Genomic DNA, 24,571 nt, shown 5'->3' on the forward strand with positions numbered 1-24,571 from the left:
TTTAACGGTTTACTCGCCCTGCGAAACCGATTGAGTTTCCACATTCGCTGCGGGCTTTTGATGTAAATACATGTCTAAAAACGCATCCATTTCCTCAAAAAAGCGATGGCGATTGCGCTGAATCGAAAGTGAGTGATCACCACTTTCTAGTTCAACATACTTAAACGTCTTGTCGTAATCCTCAAGCTCTTCAGCCATATATTGGCTTTGAAGTGGACGTACTATCCGATCTTCATCGCCATGAACCAGCAATATTGGCGTCTTGATACCCTCAGCATTGTAGTACGGAGAACGCGCTTCTAGGTCGTCAAAGTCATCACCAATTTGGTTTTTAACAAATTCGTTATTTAGAAACTTTCGCGAGTGAATAACGATATGCTTCAGTGAGCTCACGCCAGCAAAACTGACTGCACAGTTAAATAATTCAGGTGTTTTAACTGTTGCCATTAAAGCGGCATAACCACCATAGCTAGCGCCGACGATACACATATTGCCATGCTCAGCATACCCTTGTTCAACCATCCAATTTGCCGCATCAGTAATATCGTCTTGCATAGCAAGACCCCAACCTTTCATCTGGCTTTGAGAAAAGCTATACCCATATCCTTTTGACCCTCTGAAATTCGGGCGTAAAACCGCATAGCCTTTGTGGGTAAAATAGGCTGTCCAATAGTCAAATCCGCTGAAATCTCGCGCACCCGGTCCGCCATGAGGATGAATTATTGTAGGGAAAGGGCCTTCGCCTTTGGGCAGAGTTAAATACGCTTCAATTTCAACGCCATCTCTTGCTTTGTACTTAATAAGTTCATGATCAGATAGTGCAGCCGCATCAATTTGTGGGTATTGCTGGAAAACAAAATCAAGCGACCCTTTTTCGCGATTTCCCAAAAAAAATAAGCCCGGTTGAACATCAGACTCAGAATAAACAAGGTACACTTGCTCATCTCGACTAAAACTCACTAGGGTATTTTCGAAATTAGGTAGTCCCTTATTGATGCCTTTTTGCAGTCCTTTGAAACGGTCATCCCAATAACGACGGCCATTGTGCCACACCCCAACTACATCGTTAGTAACCGATGAGTAAATTAGGCTGCCACTTACATCATAGCCCTCATCTGAAAAGACCTCAGTATGTTCATTTGTTGTCAGGTTAAGCTTGAATATGGCTTGATAATCGCCTTTATACCCTCGGTAATAAAGAATATTGGGGTCCTTTGCAAATCCGAGTGGGTATTCCCCCTTTTCACGCATCGCGTTGTATGAAAACAGTGTGCGCCAATCATCATCCTCTTTTAAATAGACATTGCGTTCGCCTGAATCGAAGTCGAGCGAAACACCGACGCGAACGTTGTGTTGTCTGTCAGTGAGCCAATCTCTTATTTTTTTCTTTCCTTTTTCGATGCGGCTTGTTGTACCCGTATTCACGTTAACTTTGTACACGGTAGGTAGGCCCAATGCTTCGGCATCTAGCTGCAGTAAGATGTGATCAGGGTCATCATCAAGCCAGTCGATTACATCATCATGGAACTGAGGAATATGTGTCGGGTTACCTGATTTTTGTCTTAGTCTGTCCCAACGAATAAGGTTAAACGGCCCTTTTCCGCCGCCGTCAAAGCGCATGCTCAACAGTCGAGTATCATGTACCTTGGTTGTACCTCGGCGTGTTTGATAACGAGCACTCACAAGTAGCCGCTCGTCATTCACCCACTTGTACCAACGAATTTTTACTTTTTCATTGTCAGAGCGCAGTAGGTAGTGCTTTTTTCCTTCAACCAAGTCATAGGTCGATAAAATAGCAAGGTCTTCAGGAGTAGATACATTTTGTACAAAGGCGAGCTTTGTGCCACTTGGTGATAGGGCGGGTGTCCCATAGGCCGGTAAAGCACTAAAAGCTTCAAAAGTTCGCAAGACATTACTATCGGCTTTTGCGGTATCACCTGCCCAAGCAAAACGTGTTAGCAAAACCAAGAGAGAGATAATCACCCAGTAGTGGGTTGGCAGTTTCAACTTAGGCATAACAATCCTTGTTTATAGTGCTGTAAACACAGTTTATTATTTTTCTTAAGGAACTAAGAGCACGCTCTAACCTCATAATTAAGCGAGTATACTAACGCAAAGGACAAAGTCCAAAATAGTTGCCATTAATGAGGTATTAGTGATCGTGACCGCGTAAATTTGATCTCTCGTCGAAGTTTGCAGATACAAATCGTTGTTGTGTTATTATTGTGTTTGTTCAGAACATGGATTTTTATCTGTTTCACAGTGTGTACCGCCATCTTGCGTTACCATAAGGATTTTGCTTTTTCATGCCAGTTAACCGCCGTGGCGTCGTGAAATATCGGCCTCATTTTCTTACCTACCAGCCCACGTCATTTGAGCACAAAGCAAAGATGTTTAGGCAATGTTGCGCGCTTTTGGCACTGTTTTTCATAGCAACATGCAGCTGGGCCCAAGCCTCTATTACCTACGATATAAAAGGCGTTGAGCAAGACAAATTACGCAACAATATTCGCGTGCATTTAAGCAATTTAGACGTTGAAAAAAACCTATTGACCGACCCTTATTGGCAAGATGAAGTGGCAGCCACAGTGGCTAAAGCAGTACAACCTTTCGGGTATTACAACAGCGACACCAGTGTATCGGTCGGAGAAGGCGACAACGTAACGGTAACCGTTGCCCTTAATGCACCTCTCACAATTAACAAAGTTACGCGAGAAATTATTGGTGCAGGGCGTGAAGACAAGGCCTTTAGAGCACGCTTTAACTCACTTAAACTCAAAGAGGGTGATGTACTTGACCAAACCGTCTACGAGTCATTTAAGTCATCCATGTTCAACTATGCCTTGTCTAACGGTTACTTCGACTATTTCTGGCAAGCCACTCGACTAGATTTAGTACGAGAAGAAAAACAGGCTAACGTTTTGTTAATCGCGCAAAGTGGGCCGCAGTATAAGTTTGGCGAGCTAAAGTTTATCGGTGAAGATAAAGCGCGCGCCATTATTGAACGTCTAAAACCCTTTAGTACTGGCGACGCTTACTCATCAGCCGTGCTGACAGATTTTAACCGTAGTTTAAACCAAGCGGGGTATTTCACCCGCGTTATTGCACGCCCTGTGGTAAGCGAAGCTGACGGGCTACTTGTCCCTATTGAAGTATCACTGCTACATCGGCCAACCGACTCATTTAATGCATCTATTGGTGCGGCAACCGATACCGGGCCGCGGGTACGTTTGGGTTGGGAGCGTCCTTGGGTGAATAGTCGCGGTCACTCTATTTCATCAGATATTTTTATTTCGGCGCCCGAACAATCGGTTACTGCTGACTATCGGATACCGATGAAGAACATTACGCAAGATTACGCCAGTATCGAGGCGGGTTATCAGTTCATCGAATACAGTAATACCTCGTTTGAAAGTGAGACACTCTCGCTTGCAGGGCACCGCTATTGGCAAAAGAATAGGTCACCTTGGCAGCATGATGGCTCAGTCACATATTTGCGGGAAACCTATGACCAAGGCGAACTAAGTTCTAATACCACGTCACTTATTTTGCCCGGATACTCGTTAACCTACCGCGAAAAAGATGCCGAGCTGAATATCAACAATGGCATGTACTTACAAATGCTCGCGCAAGCCGGCAAGGAAGGATGGGGCTCAGACATCGACTTTGCCAAAGCCGTGGTTGAAGCCATGCTTATCTACACCGTTGATGATGTTCACCGCGTTACCGTGCGTGGCGAATTGGGCGCGATTAAAACCAACAGCTTTGATGAAGTTCCTACATCGTTACGCTTTTATGCGGGCGGGGACCAAAGCGTAAGAGGTTTCGATTTTCGTGAGATTTCACCCAAAGCGGAAGTGATTGACCCAGGCACAGGCGATCTTATTCGCGACTCTATTGGGGGTAAATTTCTAGCTACCTCAAGTATCGAATATGCCTATTTGTTTTCACCAAACTGGCGAGTTGCTGCTTTTGTTGATGTAGGTACGGCAACAAACGACATTGATACCAAGCTTACCTACAGCGTGGGGCCAGGTATTCATTGGCTTTCACCCATCGGGCCTGTGCGTTTTTATATTGCTCGCGGTATTGCGCCTGACGAAAAAACGTGGCAATTCCACCTAATGCTGGGACCTGAACTATGAAAAAACGTACGGTCTCTTTTATTATTTCATCGCCAGTATTGCTGGTGGTGGCTATTTATGCGCTTTTGATAAGCCCGTTGGGTGGCCCAACAGTAAAGGTAATAGCTAACACCTTTGTACCTAATCTAGCGATTGAACGCATTGAGGGCGGCTTCGCCGACGACCTAACCATTACTAACCTCACGTGGCACAATCCGCAGTGGAAGGTAGACATTGGTTATGCCTATGTGGATGTAACATGGCGCTGCTTATTTGAACCTCGTGTATGTGCTAACGATATAGCTGTAAGCGATGCACGCATTACACAAGTGTCTGAAGCCCCGACCGACGCTGATACTTCAGCACAGTCAGGCGAAATAGTACTGCCATTGCCTATCGAGGTTACTACGCTAACCTTAAGCAATATTAACCTATCGCTATTAAATGCAGATATCGCGTTAGGGGAACTCGCCCTTGAAGGGTTTGAAGGTAATGATGCTATTGTACTTGAGAGTCTCGCTGCTCAGCGCATAGCAATATCGCTCCCCGAGGAGAGCGAAACCACATCAGCGCCAAGTAAGCCAGAATCCGCCGCCCCTTCAGACTCTACAATACCGGTCTCTTACTCGTTAAGTTACAGCGCACCTTCATTACCTGCGATAAGCGCACCTATGCCAATCACTTTGGGTACCGTACTTCTTGAAGATGTGTCTTATGTGAAAGGCAATAGCCAACAACAAATAAGAATGGTCTCGCTTAGCGATGCTAGTTTCAAAGGCAATGATGTTGCGGTTGATTCGCTTATTGTTGTACACCCTGACGCTGAGCTAAAAGGAAGTATTCAAGCGACTCTCGCTAACAACTTTGCGCTGGAATCGGCCCTTAAGGTAAAAACCAAATTAGGCGATAGCGACCAAGTAGTGGCATTAGATGCCAAAGGCGCACTCAATGATTTGTCGCTGTCTGTTGCCGCCACTGGCGCAGTTCAGGCTAACGTTAACGTAACCGCCAACGTGCTTAACGACGCATTGCCACTGGAGTTCACTGCGACCTGGGCACAGCAACCTATTCCCACCATGGAAGACGCAACGCTTAAAGCCGGTGAGTTATCACTTACTGGCACCATGGGAGATTATATTTTAAAAGGCAACGGCGCTGCTGTGCTTCCTGATATTGGCGACGTACCCGTTGCACTTGATGTGGTGCTTAAAAAACACAACATTTATGTTAACCAAGCCAATATTCAAGCCCTAGAAGGCAGTTTGGTGAACTCGGGCACATTGTATTTAGACAAGGTCATTGCGTGGGAAGGCAAGACGGTACTCAACGAAGTGTCGGCCGCCCGCTTCAGCCAATATGCGCCAACGCGCTTAAAGGGTGAAGTTGACAGTATATTGCAGTACTCAGCACAAGGCGGCCTGCATGTAAGTCTTCGAGATATGAACATTGCAGGTGAACTGCAAGGAAAGCAGCTCCACGTGAAAGGAAATGCGGTTTACTCAGGCCCCAGTGACTTATTTGTCACTAACGTTAGTGTTCAGCAAGATAAAAATACGATTAAAGCCGTCGCTCAAGTGCTTAACAAGCGCCACCTAAACGCCGATGTTGATGTGGATGTTGCACAAATTGAGACCCTTTATCCGGAAGTCTCTGGCGCTATCAAAGGTAATATAAAAGCCGTAGGACCTTGGCAAAACCCTAGTGCAGATGGTGCAATAAACATTAACGATATTCGCGTGTCATCAACCGTTTCAGCCGCAATGGCAGAGCAAGGCCCTATAAATGGGCGCATTGCAATAGAGGGTGCGTACACGGATCATAAAGCAGACATCGCTCTTAATGTTCCAGAGCATCAGGTAAAACTGATGTTAGCAGGGGCATGGCAGAACAACCATTGGAAAGGCAGCATAAGCGATACACAATTAAAAGTGGCCAACATGCAATGGACCTTATCCCAACCTTTTAATGTTGATATTGGTACTGCACCTGTCACCGCTAATATTAGCGCGCACTGCTGGTCTTCTCGCAAAGAGGGGGAGCTTTGTATATCAAACGTAAACTATCAAGAGGACCGCGCAAGTTGGGATATTAACGCGTCAGCACTTCCCGTGGGTTTGTGGGCAAGCGAAATTGCACCTCATGTCGTGTCGGCGCCATCTAGTGCAACGCTTAACGTAAACACCAAAGGTAGCTATTCACCTAACGATCCAATTGATGCGACCTTTACTGCTTCACTTAGCGCTGCACCATGGCAGTTGGGCCAAGAAAGACCACTGACTTTAACCATTAACTCGGTAGAAACTACCGGAAGTATTAAGCAAGGGCAGCTTACTTCTACCTCGTTAATTTCCAGCGAAGATATTGGTGATGCCACACTTTCGTTAAATACACGGCCACTGGATGACAGAAAACCGTTAGAGGGTGAACTGTTAATGGAAGGATTGGACGTATCGCCCTTCAAGCCATTGTCGCCCGCAATACGCACCCTAACTGGGATATTAAACGGCAAGATAACCTTGGGTGGCTACGTGGATGATCCGTCGCTTTCCGGTGAGCTAAGCATAAGTAATGGCGCTATTGATATTCAAGATACGCCTGTTTCCCTTTCTGATTGGGAGCAGCAAGTAGTGCTTAACGGTCAAACGGCTGAGCTTGATGGAAAGTTTGTATTAGGCGGTGGTAAGGGCTCACTGAAAGGCACCTTGGATTGGTCTGCCACGCCAAGTGCTGATTTAACCCTAAAAGGCAATGCCTTTGAGGTACGCCAACCTAATGTCCGCTTGCGACTTTCTCCCAATATCACAGTAATCGCCACCAAAGAGAAAGTGGATGTAACTGGTGATATCAATATTCCATGGGCTCGCATTGAAATAGAGTCGTTACCTGAAAGCGCTGTTTCGCCATCAAAGGACGTGCACTTGAGAGGCGAGCCACAACGTGAAGAGCCTTTAGACATTGTACATGCATCCGTTTTGGTCAATATCGACAAAGCCAAGACTGAAGAAGTGAAATTAGAAGCATTTGGCCTTACTGCCAGCCTGCACGGAGGCATTCGTGTGAATACGCAGCCGGCATTGGTGGGCTACGGCGACCTACAAATACTCAATGGTCGTTATAATGCGTATGGACAAAAGCTCATTATTCAAACCGGTGAAGTGCAGTTCAACGGCCCCATCGACCAACCCATGTTGCTAGTAGAAGCTATTCGCGACCCAGCTAAAACCGACGATGATGTTATTGCAGGTATTCGCATTGATGGCGCTGCAGACTCACCCAGTATTAACCTGTATTCAGAACCCGCTATGGACCAGCAGAGTGTTTTGTCCTATTTGCTGACAGGTTCAGGCCCCAACTCACCCAGTGCAGACCCGAATTACGCGGCCCTATTACTCGGGTTTGGTTTGTCGAATACTAAAACCCTTACCGGGCAAGTAGGTAATGCGCTGGGCATTGATGACTTCAGCTTAAGCACCAACGAAGATAGATTGTCGGTGACAGGGCAAATTAATGACAGGCTGTCCGTTGAATACAACGTAGATGTAGGCCTAAGTAACAACGACGCCAACAGTACGCTGCGTCGTCGTCAACTTCCTCCAGATTTGGCGCTCAAATATCAACTGTTGCCCAGCTTGTATTTAGAGGCCATTCAAACCACGTTGGAAGACCAATCCGAATTCGCATTGGACTTATACTATGAATTTTTCCTTGGCGATAATAGAACACCGCCTAACGAAGAGGATGATGAAAGCGCGAATGAACAAAGCGACACCAGCAAAGATAACGAGAAAAACGAATAAGCACCATCGCCTTATTGAGGGCGATGGTTAGCCATTTCCTGTAGGGTGTTTAGTTGTCGTTCAAAGCGCTGTTGGCGCTTATGTGCCCACACACCCCACACAATCATAATTACGCTAATACCTGCAATTATTAGAGACATTCTGACGAGTTTTTCAGGAGGCACCTCTTGTGAAAAATACCGTTCAGCAAAGAAAACCGCCCCAAACACAATTGCAGACCAGGCAGAATGCTTGGTAATAAACGCTATTTTCACGTTGTTCTTTATCTGTTTGGTTAACTGCGTCAAATGATCAAGCGTTTGACTATCTTTTGAAAATGCCGCAACACGCCTTAACCACAATTGGTAACCCAGCAATGGAATGGCAAAAATAAGAATAAAGAGATTTATCATCTGCACAATGAACGTGAGCTTATCCCAATAGGTATACAACATGACCAATGCAGGAACGAGAGCAAGTGAGTCGACCACCATAAACACGCGCTGTTTTTTTCGCTCGCTGCGCAAATTAGCTTTAACCGCCGTTAAATCTATTGAGCTTACTGGCTGAGTTTGCCACAAAGCGGATAGATCATCGTTCATTTCATCACCATCATTATGCATGGGGCGCCTCCTTTATCACACTTTGTTTTGCACGCTTTAAAATAACGCCCACATGATTTTTAGTTAAACCACAAACCTCGGCAATTTCATCGTAGCTCAACCCTTCAAGCGACAAGGTCAATACCTGTCGAGACTGCAAGGGCAGCGCTCGAACCGCAGTAAGTAACTGCTCTAATGATTGCTGCTGACTAGACACCACCTCTGGGGAGTGCTGTGCACTACAATAACCATCTGACCCCAGCTCATCGCTGTCGTAGTGGTGAGTATCTACACGTTTAACCTGGCTTGCCACGTGAGTCACTGCGCGGTTATGGGCTATTTTGAGAATATAGGTTTTTACACTGCTATCACCATTGAAGCGCGCCAACCCCTGCCATACTGCAATAGCAATCTCCTGTAATAACTCTTGTTGCATTGCAGGATTTGCCTCGTAACTGTTCGCTACCCTACTCAGCAATGCGCCATACTGTGAAAAAACCGCTTCGAAACCTTGCCCCAATCTGGTGGATCCTATCCTTTATTTTTATTTGTTTTGCGCATTGTAAAACTCAGAATTCATGAACCTAGTTTTAAGGCCACATTCAGCCTAATGTTCTTCATGGTATGTCGCATGCTTTTCAGCGAACGTAACCTTCATCGCAGCGCTTCCCTTATTCTTAAGCCTTCTAAGAACGCGGTTATTCTCTACAGTCAGCGTGTAACGAATTTTATTACACACTTTTTTGAAAATCGTTGTAATTTTTTTTAAATGGCAATGACTAGTGATAACGAAAGCGGTGCAACAGCCCCAAACTCTACGTTTAGGCGTTGCCAAAACATATAAAGACATAGTCAACACAACGAGGGAGAGCCTAATGTCTACGTTAAGCCTTGTATTATTACTAAGCGGTATCACATCTATTGCGCTCTTAGCGTGTTATCTTGATGCTAAATTTCAATGGCGGTTAAACGACTGGATGAATGGTCAGTGCAGCAACCCATTCATAGCAACCAACGCCTCGCAGCAAGCGCAGCGATTAAAAGAGAAAGACGCGCAAATTGAAAAACTCATGGAGCGCATTGAAACGCTGGAAGCCATCGTGACCGAACCTGCCTATGAGCTAAACAAAAAAATTAATGCGCTTAAGTAGTGATAGTTTACACCCCGCCTAGTTTGGTATTGATGGGCGACGCATGAAGCGTGGAATTTTCCCCATGGCTATCGCGTTGCCCATCAATACAATCACCACGCCAACCACAGATAGCATGGTCCACTGATACCCTTCAAAGAAGGTTGATATCAATAGCGCCACCATGGGATACACCAACACCACATAGGCAGCTTTATCAGCCCCCATTTGCTTGAGCAGTTTCATATACGCGCCGAACGCGAATACCGAACCAAACAGTGCCAGATAAACCAATGATAGATAAAAGCTTGTACTACTTGGAATAACTAACGTACCTGGCAGCAACAATGACGTAATAAAAAGCAATATCATAGCGTAGGACATCGCATAAAAGTTCATCTGAATAACCGGTGTGCCCGCAGTAAGAATACGCTCGGAAATAACGTTTCCAATTGACGCACACAAGAAGCTTACAAAAGCGATGCCAAGACCCGTTGCAAGCGCGGCATCCATCGACACTTTTGAAAACTCGGGCACAAATAAACAAATGATGCCGCCAAGCCCGAACGTGGCCCCCACAACGACTTCTTTTCGAATAGGCTCTTTTAACCACCAGCGGCGTAACACCACGTTTATGTAGATGATACACGAACTCATCAGTGCCAGTAGTGCGCTAATAATATGGGCTTGGGCAAGATACAGTAAGGTGTAATTAAGGCTATATAAGAATACGCCCACCGCGGCCATTTTAATGTGCACATGAACGGGAAGCGCCAACGGCAGACGCTTTAGTAGACAATACGCTCCTAAGCAGGCGGAAGCCAATAAGTAGCGAAGTGCAATCGCAAAGGTTTCAGAGGTATGCCCAATTTGATAGGTTATCGCAATCCACGTAGACCCCCATATCAAGCAACACAACGAAAAAAGAGTAGCGTTATTCATTTACCAATTTTGTCCGTGCTAATTGCGTTGTAAAAAATGCGCAAGCTGTTGTATGGCACCATCAAAAAGCGTTTGTCTTGCACTTTGGCCTATCCATGCATTGTGTGGCGTTATTAATAAATTGGGTAACTGTGCATTAAGCAAAATGTGATCAGATGGAGGCGGCTCAACCGACAGTACATCAAGACCCGCGCCGCCAATGCGATTATGTATCAGCGCGTCAAGCAAGGCGGCTTCGTCTATTAACCCGCCGCGGGCGGTATTAATTAAAAAGCAGCTCGATTTCATTAACGATAACGTGCGTTTATTAATGAGCTTTTCATTGTCCTTAGTAAGTGGACAGTGAAGTGAAACTACATCGGCATTTGGCAGTAAGCTTTCAAGCGAAGGTCTAGGATCACCGTTTTTACCAGGACGCCCAGCAATACTCACGCGCATTCCCAATGCACAGAGCAGGCTTTCCACGCGCTGACCAAGCGCTCCGTGACCAACAATAACCGCATGCTTGCCAGCCAGTTCAACAACAGGGCGATGATTAAGACAAAAATGCGCAGAGCGTGCCCATTCACCATCTGTCACATCGCGCTGATAATTAACAAATTGAGTTGCCAAATTGAGCAGTAGCGTTACAGCGTGCTGAGCCACACTGTCAGTGCCATACCCTTCAACATTCCTCACCTCTATCCCTTTCTCGCGGCAGTATTCATGGTCGATGTTGTTCATACCTGTAGCAGTAACACCAATATAGCGAAGCGCCTTTGCGTGACTCAGGGTCGCTTCATTCAATACCACTTTATTCACTAAAAGGGCATGGGCATCCGCTATACGAGAGATAACCTCTTCTGATTGCGTGCGGTCATGTAAGGTAACGTTTGCATCCAGTGATTCAAGGGCATGCGTATCAAGCGTATCTAAGTCCAGCGTTTCAGCATCAAGAAAAACCACATTTGGCTTGCTCATAGCACTTCACATATCGACTCGAGTGCCGCCTTAATTTTTACGGGAATTGGAATTGCTTTGTCTGACTTTTTATCAACAAAAACATGCACAAACTGACCGTGAGCAACACGTCGCTTACTTTCACCGGCATAGACCGATAGACCATAGGTTACTGAACTTCGACCAATTTTAGCCACGCGCAAACCAACATAAATGGTTTCAGGGTAAGCGGCTGGCGCAATATACTGACATTGGCTGCTAACAACATAGGCCACTGATTTACCGTTATGAATGTCTAAACCGCCTTCTTCAATTAAAAAGCGATTTACCGCGGTATCAAAAAAACCGTAATACACCACGTTGTTGATGTGCCCGTAAGCGTCGTTGTCTTGCCAACGGGTGGCAATAGTCACCTGATAAGGATAGTCAGCAAGTGTTGGCGTGATATCAGTCATACGGCTCCTTGGTGCATTTAACCTAACCATAGAACATGGGCATTTTAGTTAGGCATTGAAATTGGGCATCGTGCTTTAGGGTGCGTTTAGTAAAGCACCATGTCATCGCGATGAATTGCCTCGTCAGCTGTCTCATAACCTAACACATTGGCGATGTCTTTCGACTTTTTCCCTTTTATAGCCATTAAGTCTTTTGCGTTATACAAGCACAGACCTTTCGCCACAATATGACCGTCGCACACCACTTCTACGGCATCACCTTGTTCGAAGCGTCCCGCTACATTAGTGATCCCTGACGGCAAAAGCGAAGCGCCTTTTTGCACTAACGCGGCTTTTGCACCAGCATCAATTTCTATTTTTCCCGCCGTTTTTAGGGTATGCGTTAACCACAAGCGCCTTGCATTCGCTGGAGTACTACTCGCGCTAAACAACGTCCCAGGTACCTTGCCTTCAATTAACGTATCGAAAGTGTCACCTTTTCTACCGTTAACAATGAGCGTTTGAATACCACTGTTGGTGCATTTTTCGGCCGCTTCTATCTTGGTACGCATGCCTCCTGTGCCTACAGACGTACCTGCGCCCCCTGCTAAACCATAAATACTTGCGTCTATAGTATCGACTTGTGGAATGAGCGTTGCATTGGGGTCTTTACGCGGATCGGCGGTGTACAACCCATCAATGTCAGAGCAAATAATTAAAGTATCAGCTTGGGCCACTAACGCGGTGTATGCCCCTAAGTTGTCATTATCACCCACTTTCAGCTCATTCACGGCAACGGTGTCGTTTTCGTTCACAATGGGAAGAGCATTGTGGTTAAGTATTTCACGTAAGGTATTTTTGATATTCACGTAGCGCGTGCGGTCGCGCAGGTCGTCAGCCGTTAGCAATACCTGTGCGCACGGAAAATCAAAAAAACGCTGCCAGTTGGCCATCATCAAGGTCTGACCTATTGCTGCCATGGCTTGTTTTTCTGCAATTGACGCATTGTGGCGAACTTTCACTTTGCTGCGCCCTGCGGCCACGCTACCTGATGAAACTAGGATAACTTCTTTGCCTGCTTCGCGACTTGCAGTAATAAAACGTGCCAGCGCAAGTAAATAACGACCACTACACTCATTGCCCTCTGGTGCAATAAGGGCACTACCAACTTTGATGACAGCACGCTGCCAAGAGAAACGATTCATAACGGGAAGTAAAAAGAAAACAAGAGCTCAAGAATACGACAGTTGGCGTGTGATGCAAAACGTTCTGTTACAGATTTTTTGCGTTAAAAGATGGTTAGTTTACGGTCAAAAACTGGATTCATTTGCCTAGCCCGATATACTAGCCGTGTTATTTTATAACAATTCTAACTTACAAGTTGCAAGGAACCTGCATGAGCACCGCAAAACGACACTTAATCTGGCTTGCGCCAGTGTTGTCTATGCTGATTTCTCTTCCAAGTGCAAACGCCGCCATTAAACAAACTAAAGGCGACTTTGAAGATAAATTCCGTCAGCTGGACGAAGTTCTCCCAACACCAAACGTATACCGTAACGCAGCGGGTGAGCCGGGACATCAGTACTGGCAGCAACAAGTAGATTACGACATTGACGTAAAGCTACTTGAAGACAAGCGCCGTATTGAAGCGAAAGAAACCATTACGTATCACAACAATTCACCAGATACCCTTAAGTATTTGTGGATTCAGTTAGACCAAAACAAATTCCGCGACGACTCTATGTCGGCGCTAACCACTACATTTGGCGGCATTGGCAACCGCGGTCCAGGTACCCAAGCAGCAAGTGGCGACAAACCAGCTAAATTGAGCATGGGTGCACTGCGTCGTCAGCAGTTCGTTGATGATAATGAGCTTGGTTACACTATTTCTCGCGTTGAAGATAAGTCAGGTAACGACTTACGTCACACTATTGTTGGCACCTTGATGCGCGTTGACCTTGCTAAGCCGCTAGCACCAGGTAAGAAAGTAACGTTTGATATCGATTTTGCTTTTAACATTGTTGAAGAAGACGCGGTATCTGCACGTGCAGGTTACGAGCACTTCCCAGATGATGAGCGCGAAGGCGGTAACGATATCTTCTTACTTGCACAGTGGTTCCCGCGTTTAGCGGCATACACCGACTACGAAGCATGGACTAACAAAGAGTTTATTGGCCGTGGTGAGTTCACGCTAGAATTCGGTAACTACGAAGTTGATATTACTGTACCGGCAGACCACATCGTATCGTCAACGGGTGTACTACAAAACCCGAAAGACGTACTAACCAAAACACAACGCGACCGTCTAAAGAAGGCAGAAAAAGCAGACCGTATCGTATTCATCGTAACCCCTGAAGAAGCGATTGAAAACGAGAAGGAAGGTACCTCTAAGCTTAAGACGTGGACGTTCAAAGCTGACAACGTTCGTGATTTTGCTTGGGCATCGTCTCGTAAATTCGCTTGGGATGCGCGCGGCTATCAGCAGGGCGGTGACACACAGCCACTTGTTATGGCAATGTCATTCTACCCGAAAGAGGGCGGTGAGCTTTGGCAGAAATATTCTACCGAATCCATCATCCACACCATGGATGTATACAGCCGCTTTAGCTTTGACTACCCATACCCGGTAGCACAGTCAGTAAATGGTCCAGTTGGTGGTATGGAATATCCAATGATTACCTTCAACGGCCCACGTACTGAGCTTCGCGATGACGGTTCTCGCACATACTCTTTGGCTGAGAAGCGCTTCCTTATTGGTGTTGTTATTCACGAAGTAGGTCACATTTATTTCCCAATGACGGTTAACTCTGATGAGCGTCAGTGGACATGGATGGATGAAGGCCTTAACAGCTTCCTAGACGGTGTAGCAGGTCGCGAATGGGATCCAACTATTCCATGGGGCGTTGAACCGCGTGACATTACTGGTTACATGAAGTCTCAAACGCAAGTACCTATTATGACGCAATCTGACTCGGTATTGCGCCTAGGTCCAAATGCTTATACCAAGCCAGCCGTTGCACTAAATATTCTACGTGAAACTATTCTTGGTCGTGAGTTGTTTGACTTCGCGTTTAAAGAATACGCACAACGTTGGATGTTTAAGCGTCCTACACCTTCAGATTTCTTCCGCACAATGGAAGAAGCTTCAGGTGTTGATCTAGACTGGTTCTGGCGTGGATGGTTCTATACCACTGACCACGTAGACATTAGCCTAGACAGCGTTTATAAGCTGCGTTTAGACACTGAAGATCCAGATATCGACTTCGCCCGTGAGCGTGATGCTGAAATGGAAAAACCAAAGTCACTTACCGATATTCGCAACAAAGAAGAAGGTAAAGAACTGTGGGTTGACCGCTTTGAAGATATCCGCGATTACTACGACGAAAACGACCGATACACAGTAACCAACAAAGAGCGCAATAAGTACAAGAAATTCCTAAAAGGTCTTGAGCCATGGGAACGTAAAGCCTTTGAGCGCGCGGTGAAGGAAGACAAAAACTACTACGTGCTAGATTTTAGCAATAAAGGTGGTTTGGTTATGCCTATTATTCTTGAACTGACATTTGAAGATGGCAGCAAAGAAGAGATGCGCATTCCAGCTGAGATTTGGCGTCGTACTCCTAAAGCGGTAAGCAAGCTTATCGTGACGGACAAAGACAAAGAATTAGTTAGCGTAACGGTTGACCCGCACTGGGAAACAGCAGACGTTGATGTGGAAAATAACCATTACCCACGTCGTATCATCCCATCGCGTATTGAAGCGTACAAGAATAAGCCGCGCAACACTTACGAGTACCGCGACTTGATGCACGATTCAAAGACCGAGCTAGATAAAGACGAAGATAAAGAAGAGGACAAAGATGACGAATAAGTTGTCTTTGGTTCTAAAGCAGGGCACTTCAGCCCTGCTTGCCAGTCTTATTGTCTTAACAGTGATTTGTGCTAGCTTGTTTAGTGCACAGCTACAAGCGCATCAAATTAAGGCCGCCATTACCACAGTGTTGTTTAATCAACGCACTGAAAACATTGAAGTCATGCACCGCTTTAATCTTCATGATGCTGAACACGCGGTAAAAGCCTTGTTCGACAAGCATGCTGATATTATGGATGACATAGATACTCAGCAAGCATTTGCCGACTATGTGGCCAAGCATTTCGCTATTTTAGATAGTGAAGGTGAACCTCTGGCACTGGCTAAAGTTGGATTTGAAGTAGAAGGCAAGCATTTCTGGGTATACCAAGAAACAGCTGAGCCACCAGCGCTTGAAGGCTTAAAGATTCGCCATGACGCGCTGCGCGACTTATGGCCAAAACAAGTCAACACGATAAACGTTGAAGGTAAAGGCGATATAAAAACCTTAACGTTTGCAGACAGCGTAAATTTGCTTGAGGTCAGCTTTAAAGGCCATCAACACTAAACTTATTAGCACGTCGTTAATAGATTGAAAGCCCGCACTAAGTCGCGGGCTTTTTTATTACATTAAGTATGTGAGACTGAAGTCGTATAGTGTTTTTGGGTTAACTTCACTAACGTTAGTGTGGGTAAATAAACACGTAAGGGCTTAGTATGAGCAACAGCGTAGCTTCTTCAATAAACACGACGACAAAACGCGTTCAATCTCGCAGTGAAAGAAAGCGTAGGTCAACTAACGCTAAAAGTAGCGATACGCCAAAGACGCCAATTGTTCAAGCTGAGCCCGCTAACGCCAGCAATAACGCTTTTGCAAACAAGAAAAACATCATGTGGGTGCTATTGAGCGGTGCAATGGCGCTTACGTTTATCATCATGCTGTTTTTGCCTAATACCGGTATGGGCAGTGGCCTCATTGCTACCTATCCTGCCATGTTGTGGTGCGGCTTCTTTGGTGCTTCGCTGTGGCGATATCGCAATGCAAGCGGGTGGGCCGGCTTTGCCTATGGTAGCGTTGTGGGTTTTGTTATCCAGTTCATTTCCCAGTTGATGTAAGACACAAGTCGTTATACTACTGTCGTAAGTTAGAGTAATCACGAACGCCCTTGCTCGCGTAGTAACAGGGTACATTGTTTTATGAGTTAGCGTATGACAGATAAACCTACTTCTCGGCCTACCAAGGCTATTCCATCCTCTCGGCTCTCTCGCGTCACCCGATTGGGCACACTGGCCGGAAAAATAGCAACAAGCGTAGTAACACAAGGTGCCGGTCAACTGCTCAAAGGAGAGAAGCCGGTACTGTCGTCACTGCTATTAACCCCTAAAAACATTGGTAATATTGCCGATCAGCTCGCGACTATGCGTGGTGCAGCGATGAAGCTAGGCCAGCTTATTTCAATGGATGCAGGCGACTTTCTCCCTCCAGAACTTGCGGTGATTTTGGGGCGCCTTCGCGAAGATGCCGATCCTATGCCCAAAACTCAACTCATCGAAACATTAGCAGCCTCGTGGGGCGAGAACTGGCAAGCATCGTTATTGTATTTTTCCTTCGCGCCTGTTGCTGCAGCGTCGATAGGTCAGGTTCACAAAGCCATTACGATGGATGGCAAAATGCTAGCCGTGAAAGTGCAATATCCCGGCGTAAAAAAGAGTATCGACAGTGATGTTGATAATGTAGCGTCACTGATTAAGTTAACGGGTTTGGTGCCAAAATCACTGAACATCTCGCCACTGCTTAGCGAGGCTAAGCTACAGTTACACCAAGAAGCCGATTACCAGCGTGAAGCAACCATGCTCATGCGCTATCGCAGTTATTTAGAAGACAACACGCATTTTGTTATTCCTGCTACTTATCCTCCACTAACGTCTGATACTGTGCTTGCCATGGACTATATCGAGGCAGTAGATCTGGATATTCTTCAAAGCGAACCCCAAGCAGTCAGAGACAAATTAATGACAGCGCTCATGGCACTTTTCTTCAACGAGGTTTTTAATTTCAAGCTGTTGCAAAGTGACCCTAATTTAGCCAATTACAAATACAAAAGTGAAACGCAGCAAATTGTATTACTTGATTTTGGTGCGACTCGAGAAGTACCCGACGCCATTGCAGTACACTATCAAGCATTGTTAAACAGCGCTGCAGACAATAACGTTGAAGAAATGCGACGAGCAGCAATGGCCATCGGCTTAATTGATGACAGTCATAGCGAAGCGCAAGTTACCGCAGTTATCAACATAGGCATGGAAGCCTGTGAAGCAATTAGAAGCGACGAGCCTTATGATTTTGGTAACAGCGACCTGATTACTCGGTTACATGACAAAGGGATGGCGCTTACTATGGAGCAAAACTTTTGGCATACGCCACCTGCAGATGCACTATTTATCCACCGCAAACTAGGCGGGCTATTCCTACTCGCCAAACGTTTGAGCGCAAGAGTTGATATGCGAAAAGCGGCTGCGCCTTGGCTTGAGGCAAATAACGCCTAGCTAACACCTTCGATACCATAGGGCGAAAAAGGTGCTATTAGGGCGGGGTTCACTAATAGGGAAGTTCCATACTAAATGGCAGCGCCATTTGTTCAGCACTTTTGGGTGGATTACCTATCATTTCATCGTAAGGGGTGTCGTGTTTCATGACCGCTTTTGCAACGCTGCAATGTGCAAATGCTTCTCGAATATGGCCGGCGCTAAAAAAACGCATTGGTTTATCTTTTGTGTCGTACACCATACCGCTTTTATCGCCAATAGAAAGATAAACAAGATAAACGTTCATCTCGTAAGATTGCACTTCCAAATAATCGATTGCCGTCGGCGTATCTTCAATATCTTTAAAATAGAACTTATGCATACATACCTCATTAAGCTTAACGCTAGGGCATGCACTGTGGTTGATAATACATGACGTGCGGTATGTTAAACTTTGGGGACATACCGCTACGAAATAATGCTTTGCGCTTACCTAGCGTAGTAGGTAATTACGTTAGGCGAGGTTATCAGGTTCAGTGGGCAGTACCGCTTCTTCAAGCGGTGGGCGATGCTGAGTGTGACGCACGGCATTAGCTAACATGAATAAACTTGCGAACGAACACAGAGTATAAACAATTGCCGCAACACCCATGCCGCCAGCGACCCACATCAGTGGAAATACGAGTAGACGGGGTCCTTCCATTGCCAATGACATTTTTGACTGAGACAGGATGAACCCATTTTGAATACTCATAACAATAACAGTTGCAACGGCTATGAGTTGGTGACTAGTAGGCAATGCATTAATATTTAGCAATAAATATAGCGTTACACCTAGCATAATCAGGTGCTGAACAAGACTGTAGCGCGTTACTGCTTTGTGTAGTTTTGGATGGTATTTTTTAAATTCACTCAACGGCTTTTTTTCCTGCACGAAGCGCATAGATACATCTTCAGGTCGCCACCCTGTGCGACCAAACCATACGCGGAATTTATCTTTCCATGACCGAGTGTAATAGCTGTCCCTCGCTAATTGACTGTAAATTTGTAAGTTGGCCCATATAGGGTTAAAGCTTTTAAGTGCACCGCGTATTCCATACACCGGTGGCTCCTCGTCAAGCTCGGGAATAAAAGTACCAAAAAGGCGATCCCAAAGAATAAATACCCCGCCGTAATTCTTATCAATATAGACGCGGTTTTGCGCGTGATGTACGCGATGGTTAGACGGCGTAACAAAGACGTACTCCATCCAGCCTAAGGTTTTGATATGCTGCGTGTGTACCCAGAATTGATACACCAAATTAAGTGCCCCAACCGTAATAATCATCTCGGGCTCAAATCCTACTAAAGCCAATGGCAGATAGAACACCCAACTAAACAAGGCACCGCTGGTTTGTCTTAATGCTGTAGTAAGGTTGTAGTCTTCGCTTGAGTGATGCACAACATGTGCTGCCCACAAGATACTCATCTCGTGGCCCATTCGATGGTTCCAATAGTAAAAAAAGTCGTAAGCGACAAAAGCAATTACCCATACCCACCATGCATCTGGCAAGGAGAACAACGCAATGGCGTCGTATACTAAAACATAGATGGTAAACGGAATGAGTTGGTGGCCGATGGCAACGACGCGAGACAAAACCCCAGCGCTTAAACTGGTTATGGCGTCGTTCGTGCGATAGTGCCCCGTTTTTCTTTTGTAATCGACATAAAGCTCAATGCCAATTAACAGAAAAAACAGTGGGATAGCGAATAATATTACGGTCATACCAATACATTAAACTATACAAGCACAAATGTTAAACAATTGTTTTATAAATAGCTGCTCTATTTACATTTTAAACGGCTACTTTCTTTTACAGTGAACATGGTTAATTCGCAAATTACGACATAAAAGCAATCGAAAAGTGGCTTTTTGACGTTTAAATCTTCATGAAAAGAGGAATTTACACAACAAGGGAACATTTCTCTTGCTTGAACTTCTAATATTAGGTGTTATCTCTGATAGTATTAGAAAAGGATAGTTTTCGTAGCGGAGTCAATATGAGCGAGTCGTCAGAAAAGAAATCATTAGGCCCACATTTTATTATTGTTGGTGTTCTTCTCATCGTTATTTTGGCTGTAGTGTTTTGGCCAAGCGACAAAGAGCCTGAGGTGGTAGAAGCCCCTGAGCCGGAAGTCGTTCAGCCTGAAGAAACGCCTACCATAGAGCCAGAAGTATTCGAAACACAACCTGTTGCGCCTACTGTTGAACTTGAAGAGAAAGACGAAGTTGAACCCCTTCCAGAGGTTGTTGACGAAAAGCCTGAACCACTAGATTCGAGTGACCCTGCGATCAAGTCGTCACTTATTAACAGTTCTTCGGCCGATGAAGACACCGTCAATCGAATGTTAGTGAATGAAGGTTTGTTGCAACGCTTTGTCGTTTCAGCGACTAATTTGGCCAACAATGAAATGGCACCAAACCATCAATTACTCACGCCTCCTGAACAAAGTTTCCGCGTTTATTCGCAAGCGGGTAAACAGTGGATTGATGCCGCTAGTTACAAACGCTATACCCCCTATGTGGATATGCTGGAATCGTTTGACAACGAAGCCTTATTAAACGTTTATGCTATTTATAAAGGCGATATCCAAGCCAAATACGCGGAAATTGGTAATCCTGACCAGGACTTTAATGAAGTACTGTTAGACGCCATTGACCAATTACTTGATACGCCAGAAGTGCCTGTGCCGGTTGAAGTGTACACCGACTCAGTTGCTTATAAATATGCTGATGAACGTTTAGAAAATCTTAATGAGCCACAAAAGCAATTATTGCGAACAGGCCCAGATAATATGCGTCGTATTAAAGCAAAATTGCGCGAGCTTAAAGTTTTGGTTGAAGAGCGTGGATCTAACTAGATTTCAACAGCAATTAAAGGGCACGTCTTCTAAGACGCGCTCTTTGCCGCCTGTCGAAAAATGGGATCCTGATTTTTGTGGTGACATTAATCTAACCATTGCATTAGATGGCCGCTGGTTTTATGAAGGAAGCCCAATAGGTAGGGCAAGCCTTGTTCAATTATTTGCGTCGGTACTCAAAAGAGAAGGCGACAATTACTTTTTGGTTACCCCAGTAGAAAAAGTGGGGATTACGGTTGAAGATACGCCTTTTTTGGTCACTCAATGGCAGAAAATCACCGCCAAAGAAGACACAAAGGCCTATTACTTATTCACCACACAAACCGGCGATGAAATACGCCTAGACGACCCTGCTCAATTAACGCTTCGCGTCCCACCTAAAGCAATTCAAGATGCCGATGCCACACCTATTCCTTACCTCTGTGTGCGACGCAACCTCTGGGCCAGGCTTCATCAAAATGTCTATTATCAATTGTTAGAACAGGCAGAGGAAACTACCACGGCAACTGGCACGCAATTTTCTATCACAAGTGGCAATAGCACGTTCGTTATTGGTGAAGTAAACGCATAACCGCAATTAAGTGTATTAATTAGCAACACTTTCGTTATAGTTTACAAAACAACCAAAAGAACACATCAATGAAAAAGACCCTATTATCGCTAGGACTCGCCCTGAGTCTTTCATCGCTTTGCACTAGCTCTGTAGCTGACACTTTAATTCACGCAGGTAAAGCTTTTACCGGCACATCCTCAACCCTGCTAGAAAAGGTGACTATCGTTGTAGATGGCAACAAGATTAAGGCCATCCAAAAGGGCTTTGTAGAGGCCGGTGAAGGTGATGAGGTTATTGACCTAAAAGGTCATACTGTTATGCCGGGGTTAATGGACATGCATGTTCATTTATCATCACAACACGGCGGCCCGCAAACCTATTTAGAACGCTTTTCTCTTAACGAAGCAGATTATGCACTGCGCGGTGCAAACTATGCACAAGTTACACTTGAGGCTGGCTTTACCACAGTACGCAATTTAGGTGATAGCTATAACGAAACAATTGCACTTCGCAATGCCATTTCAAAAGGCATTGCAACCGGCCCACGCATTTATACCGGTGGAAAATCGATTGCTACAACGGGTGGGCACGCCGATCCAAGTAATGGTTTTGCGCATTTACTGCGCCCTGATGTCGGGCCAACACAAGGAGTAGTTAATGGAGAGGTGGAAGCTCGAGAAGCGGTGCGAACGCGCTATCAAGACGGTGCAGATGTTATCAAAATTACCGCTACAGGTGGTGTATTGAGCGTGGCAAAAAGCGGCCAAAACCCGCAGTTTATGACCGATGAACTCGACGCAATTGTGCAAACCGCGAAAGATTATGGCATGACGGTAGCGGTCCACGCCCACGGTAAAGAAGGGATGAAACGCGCTATTGAAGCAGGCGTTGATTCCATTGAACACGGCACCTACATGGACGATGAAATTCGCGCACTAATGAAAAAGAAAGGCACATACTACGTGCCAACCATATTGGCAGGTAAGTTCGTCGCTGAAAAAGCGAAAATAGATGGCTTTTTCCCAGAATTGGTTAGACCTAAAGCGGCTGCCATAGGCCCATTAATTCAAAAAACCTTTGAACGTGCTCATAAGGCAGGCGTGAAAATTGCTTTTGGTACAGACAGTGGCGTTTCAGCCCACGGTGACAATGCCAAAGAGTTTGCGCTTATGGTGGAAGCGGGTATGTCACCTGCCAATGCATTACTTAGCGCGACTGTAAATAGTGCAGAACTCCTTGGTATTAGCGACATACTGGGCACGTTATCTGAAGGTAAATTGGCCGACATCGTGGCAGTATCGGGCAACCCTCTAGAAGACATCTCGGTGATGGAATCAGTGTCTTTTGTAATGAAAGATGGGGTTGTTTACAAACAATAGAAAATGAAAGGGTTACATGGCACTCGGTAAGAACGTAAAAAAGAAAACCAAGCAACTGGTTGACTCAAAGCACATGTTAAAAGGCATTACCTTTGCGTCATTTCTCGAGTCCACTATCGTACCCATTCCACTAGAAGCGGTTATGGTGCCATTAATGCAGGCTAGACGAGAATCACTCTGGCAAATCGCATTAATGGCTACTATCGGCTGTGTTTTAGGGGCAATATTTGGTTATGCATTGGGTTATTACCTATTTGATCTTGTCGGGCAATGGGCAATAGACACCTTTTTTAGCCAATCCCAGTTTGATAGCGTTAAAACCAAAATGGAAAACCAAGGCTTTTGGTTTGTGATGACGTTGGGCATCGCGCCCATTCCTTTTCAAGTTGCCATGCTCGCCGCAGGTGCCACCCAATATTCTCTCGGGCTCTTTTTGCTCGCAACTGTGATAGCACGTTCGTTGCGTTATTTCGGCCTAGCAGCTGTGGTGTACTACACCGGTGATAAAGCAGAGCAACTCATTAAGCGCTACAGAATGAAAGCCGTTATCGCAATTACGTTGGTGGTATTGCTGTTGTGGTGGCTATCCAATTTAATTCGTTAGCACTTTCGGGCGTACACAGTCTGCGATAATTTCACTGTCGATTAACGGGATAGATTTTTTCAACTTTACATTTGATAATAATTCTCATTTGCACTAATGTAAGAAAAAAAGGAGGTGCAAATATGAATTCCCAGCGATTATGCCCTGTTTACCGAAAGTGGTTACAACTACACCCAGCTAACGCTCGCGCGCATCGACTAAGCTTACAAATTCAGGCACAAGAAGCCCATCAACAAGGTAAAAGCGCGTTTGCCCGTGACAAGTGTTATCAAGCATTTGAAACAGCAAAGGTCGTGTTAACCGCGCTGCAACCGGTGTCGAAAAGTAATATTACCACCGCCTATAACGACATCATTTCATTTGGCGCTCTGGGTATGTATTTGTCATCTTTACTTCAACGCGCATACAAAAAACATGAAGCTCACGAGGTGTTACAAGAGTGTCAGCAACTCCTTATTGCGGTGATGCCACTGCATGCAGCCAATCCTTCTGTTTGCCGTCTGATAAGCGCGGTTCAGCATTGTGTAGACTGCAAGGGCTTACCGCCAAATACACTGCCAATGCCAAACGTAGCTTGTCACTAAAATTCTTTAAGTAAAAGACATGTAGCAAGGAGAACATTATGCCTTCACAACAGCATGATCACGAAGACAACTTTATTGCGTTAAATGTTAGAGCTTCTGTGCTGAAGAAGATGCTCAGCGGTGAGAACTTACATATGAGCGACATACATTGTACCTGCTCTCAAAGCAAACAAGCGTTACAGCGGCTTTTACTGCAAGCCGTTAGTACGAGCAAATAATGCGGAATG

The 24,571-nt window shown here is 45.4% G+C and carries 22 protein-coding genes; 13 read left to right on the forward strand and 9 right to left on the reverse strand.

Annotation, left to right across the window (positions count from 1 at the left end):
• Positions 1–9: 9 nt before the first annotated feature.
• A complete protein-coding gene (locus tag OZ660_RS19540; RefSeq protein ID WP_274742100.1) occupies positions 10–2,016 on the reverse strand; it encodes an alpha/beta hydrolase family protein in 2,007 nt (668 codons plus the stop codon).
• Positions 2,017–2,390: 374 nt separating this feature from the next.
• On the opposite strand from OZ660_RS19540, the gene OZ660_RS19545 reads away from it, so the two are divergent.
• On the forward strand, positions 2,391–4,145 hold the full coding sequence (locus OZ660_RS19545) for an autotransporter assembly complex protein TamA (protein ID WP_342455376.1): 1,755 nt from the start codon (positions 2,391–2,393) through the stop codon (positions 4,143–4,145).
• Complete coding sequence (locus tag OZ660_RS19550) at positions 4,142–7,921, forward strand: translocation/assembly module TamB domain-containing protein (protein WP_274742102.1); 3,780 nt, start codon at positions 4,142–4,144, stop codon at positions 7,919–7,921. The genes OZ660_RS19545 and OZ660_RS19550 overlap by 4 nt, the downstream gene beginning before the upstream one ends.
• Positions 7,922–7,932: 11 nt before the next feature.
• On the opposite strand, the gene OZ660_RS19555 is transcribed toward OZ660_RS19550, so the two are convergent.
• Together OZ660_RS19555 and OZ660_RS19560 are read right to left on the reverse strand one after the other, a co-directional pair.
• Positions 7,933–8,523: a hypothetical protein gene (locus OZ660_RS19555; RefSeq protein ID WP_274742103.1), complete on the reverse strand. Its 591-nt coding sequence runs from the start codon at positions 8,521–8,523 to the stop codon at positions 7,933–7,935.
• Positions 8,516–9,022: an RNA polymerase sigma factor gene (locus OZ660_RS19560; protein WP_226434061.1), complete on the reverse strand. Its 507-nt coding sequence runs from the start codon at positions 9,020–9,022 to the stop codon at positions 8,516–8,518. The genes OZ660_RS19555 and OZ660_RS19560 overlap by 8 nt, the downstream gene beginning before the upstream one ends.
• A 355-nt stretch (positions 9,023–9,377) precedes the next feature.
• Between OZ660_RS19560 and OZ660_RS19565 the strand changes: the two genes are divergently transcribed.
• Complete coding sequence (locus OZ660_RS19565) at positions 9,378–9,653, forward strand: hypothetical protein (RefSeq protein ID WP_202262971.1); 276 nt, start codon at positions 9,378–9,380, stop codon at positions 9,651–9,653.
• Between the two features lie 18 nt (positions 9,654–9,671).
• On the opposite strand, the gene OZ660_RS19570 is transcribed toward OZ660_RS19565, so the two are convergent.
• The 4 genes from OZ660_RS19570 to proB form a co-directional block, all read right to left on the reverse strand.
• On the reverse strand, positions 9,672–10,574 hold the full coding sequence (locus tag OZ660_RS19570) for a DMT family transporter (protein WP_274742104.1): 903 nt from the start codon (positions 10,572–10,574) through the stop codon (positions 9,672–9,674).
• An 18-nt stretch (positions 10,575–10,592) separates the two neighbouring features.
• Positions 10,593–11,534 (reverse strand): D-2-hydroxyacid dehydrogenase, encoded by a 942-nt coding sequence (locus OZ660_RS19575; RefSeq protein WP_274742105.1) that lies wholly within the window; start codon positions 11,532–11,534, stop codon positions 10,593–10,595.
• Positions 11,531–11,968, reverse strand: a complete 438-nt coding sequence (locus OZ660_RS19580; RefSeq protein ID WP_159625443.1) for an acyl-CoA thioesterase — start codon at positions 11,966–11,968, stop codon at positions 11,531–11,533. Before OZ660_RS19580 ends, OZ660_RS19575 begins: the two co-directional genes overlap by 4 nt.
• 86 nt (positions 11,969–12,054) lie before the next feature.
• Positions 12,055–13,152 carry a glutamate 5-kinase gene (proB, locus tag OZ660_RS19585; protein WP_274742106.1) on the reverse strand — a complete coding sequence of 366 codons (1,098 nt, stop codon included), beginning with the start codon at positions 13,150–13,152 and terminating at the stop codon, positions 12,055–12,057.
• Positions 13,153–13,343: 191 nt separating this feature from the next.
• On the opposite strand from proB, the gene OZ660_RS19590 reads away from it, so the two are divergent.
• The 4 genes from OZ660_RS19590 to OZ660_RS19605 all read left to right on the forward strand — a co-directional run bounded on the left by OZ660_RS19590 (position 13,344) and on the right by OZ660_RS19605 (position 18,344).
• On the forward strand, positions 13,344–15,818 hold the full coding sequence (locus tag OZ660_RS19590; RefSeq protein WP_159625439.1) for a M1 family metallopeptidase: 2,475 nt from the start codon (positions 13,344–13,346) through the stop codon (positions 15,816–15,818).
• Positions 15,808–16,365, forward strand: coding sequence for a DUF6702 family protein (locus OZ660_RS19595; RefSeq protein WP_274742107.1), 558 nt, complete (start codon positions 15,808–15,810; stop codon positions 16,363–16,365). Before OZ660_RS19590 ends, OZ660_RS19595 begins: the two co-directional genes overlap by 11 nt.
• Before the next feature lie 149 nt (positions 16,366–16,514).
• Entirely contained in the window at positions 16,515–16,913 is a 399-nt protein-coding gene (locus tag OZ660_RS19600; protein WP_274742108.1) for a hypothetical protein, read from the forward strand.
• A 93-nt stretch (positions 16,914–17,006) separates the two neighbouring features.
• Positions 17,007–18,344: an ABC1 kinase family protein gene (locus OZ660_RS19605; protein ID WP_274742109.1), complete on the forward strand. Its 1,338-nt coding sequence runs from the start codon at positions 17,007–17,009 to the stop codon at positions 18,342–18,344.
• A gap of 52 nt (positions 18,345–18,396) precedes the next feature.
• On the opposite strand, the gene OZ660_RS19610 is transcribed toward OZ660_RS19605, so the two are convergent.
• Both OZ660_RS19610 and OZ660_RS19615 read right to left on the reverse strand, forming a co-directional pair.
• Complete coding sequence (locus OZ660_RS19610) at positions 18,397–18,705, reverse strand: DUF6482 family protein (protein ID WP_202262978.1); 309 nt, start codon at positions 18,703–18,705, stop codon at positions 18,397–18,399.
• A 132-nt stretch (positions 18,706–18,837) separates the two neighbouring features.
• Positions 18,838–20,088, reverse strand: a complete 1,251-nt coding sequence (locus tag OZ660_RS19615; RefSeq protein WP_202262979.1) for a sterol desaturase family protein — start codon at positions 20,086–20,088, stop codon at positions 18,838–18,840.
• A 275-nt stretch (positions 20,089–20,363) separates the two neighbouring features.
• On the opposite strand from OZ660_RS19615, the gene OZ660_RS19620 reads away from it, so the two are divergent.
• The 6 genes from OZ660_RS19620 to OZ660_RS19645 all read left to right on the forward strand — a co-directional run bounded on the left by OZ660_RS19620 (position 20,364) and on the right by OZ660_RS19645 (position 24,562).
• Positions 20,364–21,224, forward strand: a complete 861-nt coding sequence (locus OZ660_RS19620; protein WP_202262980.1) for a DUF3014 domain-containing protein — start codon at positions 20,364–20,366, stop codon at positions 21,222–21,224.
• Positions 21,211–21,795 (forward strand): DUF1285 domain-containing protein, encoded by a 585-nt coding sequence (locus OZ660_RS19625; RefSeq protein ID WP_274742110.1) that lies wholly within the window; start codon positions 21,211–21,213, stop codon positions 21,793–21,795. Before OZ660_RS19620 ends, OZ660_RS19625 begins: the two co-directional genes overlap by 14 nt.
• Before the next feature lie 68 nt (positions 21,796–21,863).
• Positions 21,864–23,156 (forward strand): metal-dependent hydrolase family protein, encoded by a 1,293-nt coding sequence (locus OZ660_RS19630; protein WP_274742111.1) that lies wholly within the window; start codon positions 21,864–21,866, stop codon positions 23,154–23,156.
• Between the two features lie 16 nt (positions 23,157–23,172).
• A complete protein-coding gene (locus tag OZ660_RS19635; protein WP_274742112.1) occupies positions 23,173–23,760 on the forward strand; it encodes a YqaA family protein in 588 nt (195 codons plus the stop codon).
• A gap of 122 nt (positions 23,761–23,882) precedes the next feature.
• A complete protein-coding gene (locus OZ660_RS19640) occupies positions 23,883–24,344 on the forward strand; it encodes a hypothetical protein (RefSeq protein WP_274742113.1) in 462 nt (153 codons plus the stop codon).
• Positions 24,345–24,382: 38 nt separating this feature from the next.
• Positions 24,383–24,562 (forward strand): hypothetical protein, encoded by a 180-nt coding sequence (locus OZ660_RS19645; RefSeq protein WP_159625418.1) that lies wholly within the window; start codon positions 24,383–24,385, stop codon positions 24,560–24,562.
• Positions 24,563–24,571: the final 9 nt, after the last annotated feature.

Source organism: Alteromonas sp. 009811495 (genome assembly GCF_028865455.1).
Lineage (GTDB): Bacteria > Pseudomonadota > Gammaproteobacteria > Enterobacterales > Alteromonadaceae > Alteromonas.

Bases quoted from the DNA above. Each gene is read 5' to 3' on its own strand.
- OZ660_RS19540 (WP_274742100.1), bottom strand. From the start codon at position 2,016: ATGCCTAAGTTGAAACTGCCAACCCACTACTGGGTGATTATCTCTCTC.
- OZ660_RS19545 (WP_342455376.1), top strand. From the start codon at position 2,391: ATGTTTAGGCAATGTTGCGCGCTTTTGGCACTGTTTTTCATAGCAACA.
- OZ660_RS19550 (WP_274742102.1), top strand. From the start codon at position 4,142: ATGAAAAAACGTACGGTCTCTTTTATTATTTCATCGCCAGTATTGCTG.
- OZ660_RS19555 (WP_274742103.1), bottom strand. From the start codon at position 8,523: ATGCATAATGATGGTGATGAAATGAACGATGATCTATCCGCTTTGTGG.
- OZ660_RS19565 (WP_202262971.1), top strand. From the start codon at position 9,378: ATGTCTACGTTAAGCCTTGTATTATTACTAAGCGGTATCACATCTATT.
- OZ660_RS19570 (WP_274742104.1), bottom strand. From the start codon at position 10,574: ATGAATAACGCTACTCTTTTTTCGTTGTGTTGCTTGATATGGGGGTCT.
- OZ660_RS19575 (WP_274742105.1), bottom strand. From the start codon at position 11,534: ATGAGCAAGCCAAATGTGGTTTTTCTTGATGCTGAAACGCTGGACTTA.
- OZ660_RS19580 (WP_159625443.1), bottom strand. From the start codon at position 11,968: ATGACTGATATCACGCCAACACTTGCTGACTATCCTTATCAGGTGACT.
- proB (WP_274742106.1), bottom strand. From the start codon at position 13,152: ATGAATCGTTTCTCTTGGCAGCGTGCTGTCATCAAAGTTGGTAGTGCC.
- OZ660_RS19590 (WP_159625439.1), top strand. From the start codon at position 13,344: ATGAGCACCGCAAAACGACACTTAATCTGGCTTGCGCCAGTGTTGTCT.
- OZ660_RS19595 (WP_274742107.1), top strand. From the start codon at position 15,808: ATGACGAATAAGTTGTCTTTGGTTCTAAAGCAGGGCACTTCAGCCCTG.
- OZ660_RS19600 (WP_274742108.1), top strand. From the start codon at position 16,515: ATGAGCAACAGCGTAGCTTCTTCAATAAACACGACGACAAAACGCGTT.
- OZ660_RS19605 (WP_274742109.1), top strand. From the start codon at position 17,007: ATGACAGATAAACCTACTTCTCGGCCTACCAAGGCTATTCCATCCTCT.
- OZ660_RS19610 (WP_202262978.1), bottom strand. From the start codon at position 18,705: ATGCATAAGTTCTATTTTAAAGATATTGAAGATACGCCGACGGCAATC.
- OZ660_RS19615 (WP_202262979.1), bottom strand. From the start codon at position 20,088: ATGACCGTAATATTATTCGCTATCCCACTGTTTTTTCTGTTAATTGGC.
- OZ660_RS19620 (WP_202262980.1), top strand. From the start codon at position 20,364: ATGAGCGAGTCGTCAGAAAAGAAATCATTAGGCCCACATTTTATTATT.
- OZ660_RS19630 (WP_274742111.1), top strand. From the start codon at position 21,864: ATGAAAAAGACCCTATTATCGCTAGGACTCGCCCTGAGTCTTTCATCG.
- OZ660_RS19635 (WP_274742112.1), top strand. From the start codon at position 23,173: ATGGCACTCGGTAAGAACGTAAAAAAGAAAACCAAGCAACTGGTTGAC.
- OZ660_RS19640 (WP_274742113.1), top strand. From the start codon at position 23,883: ATGAATTCCCAGCGATTATGCCCTGTTTACCGAAAGTGGTTACAACTA.
- OZ660_RS19645 (WP_159625418.1), top strand. From the start codon at position 24,383: ATGCCTTCACAACAGCATGATCACGAAGACAACTTTATTGCGTTAAAT.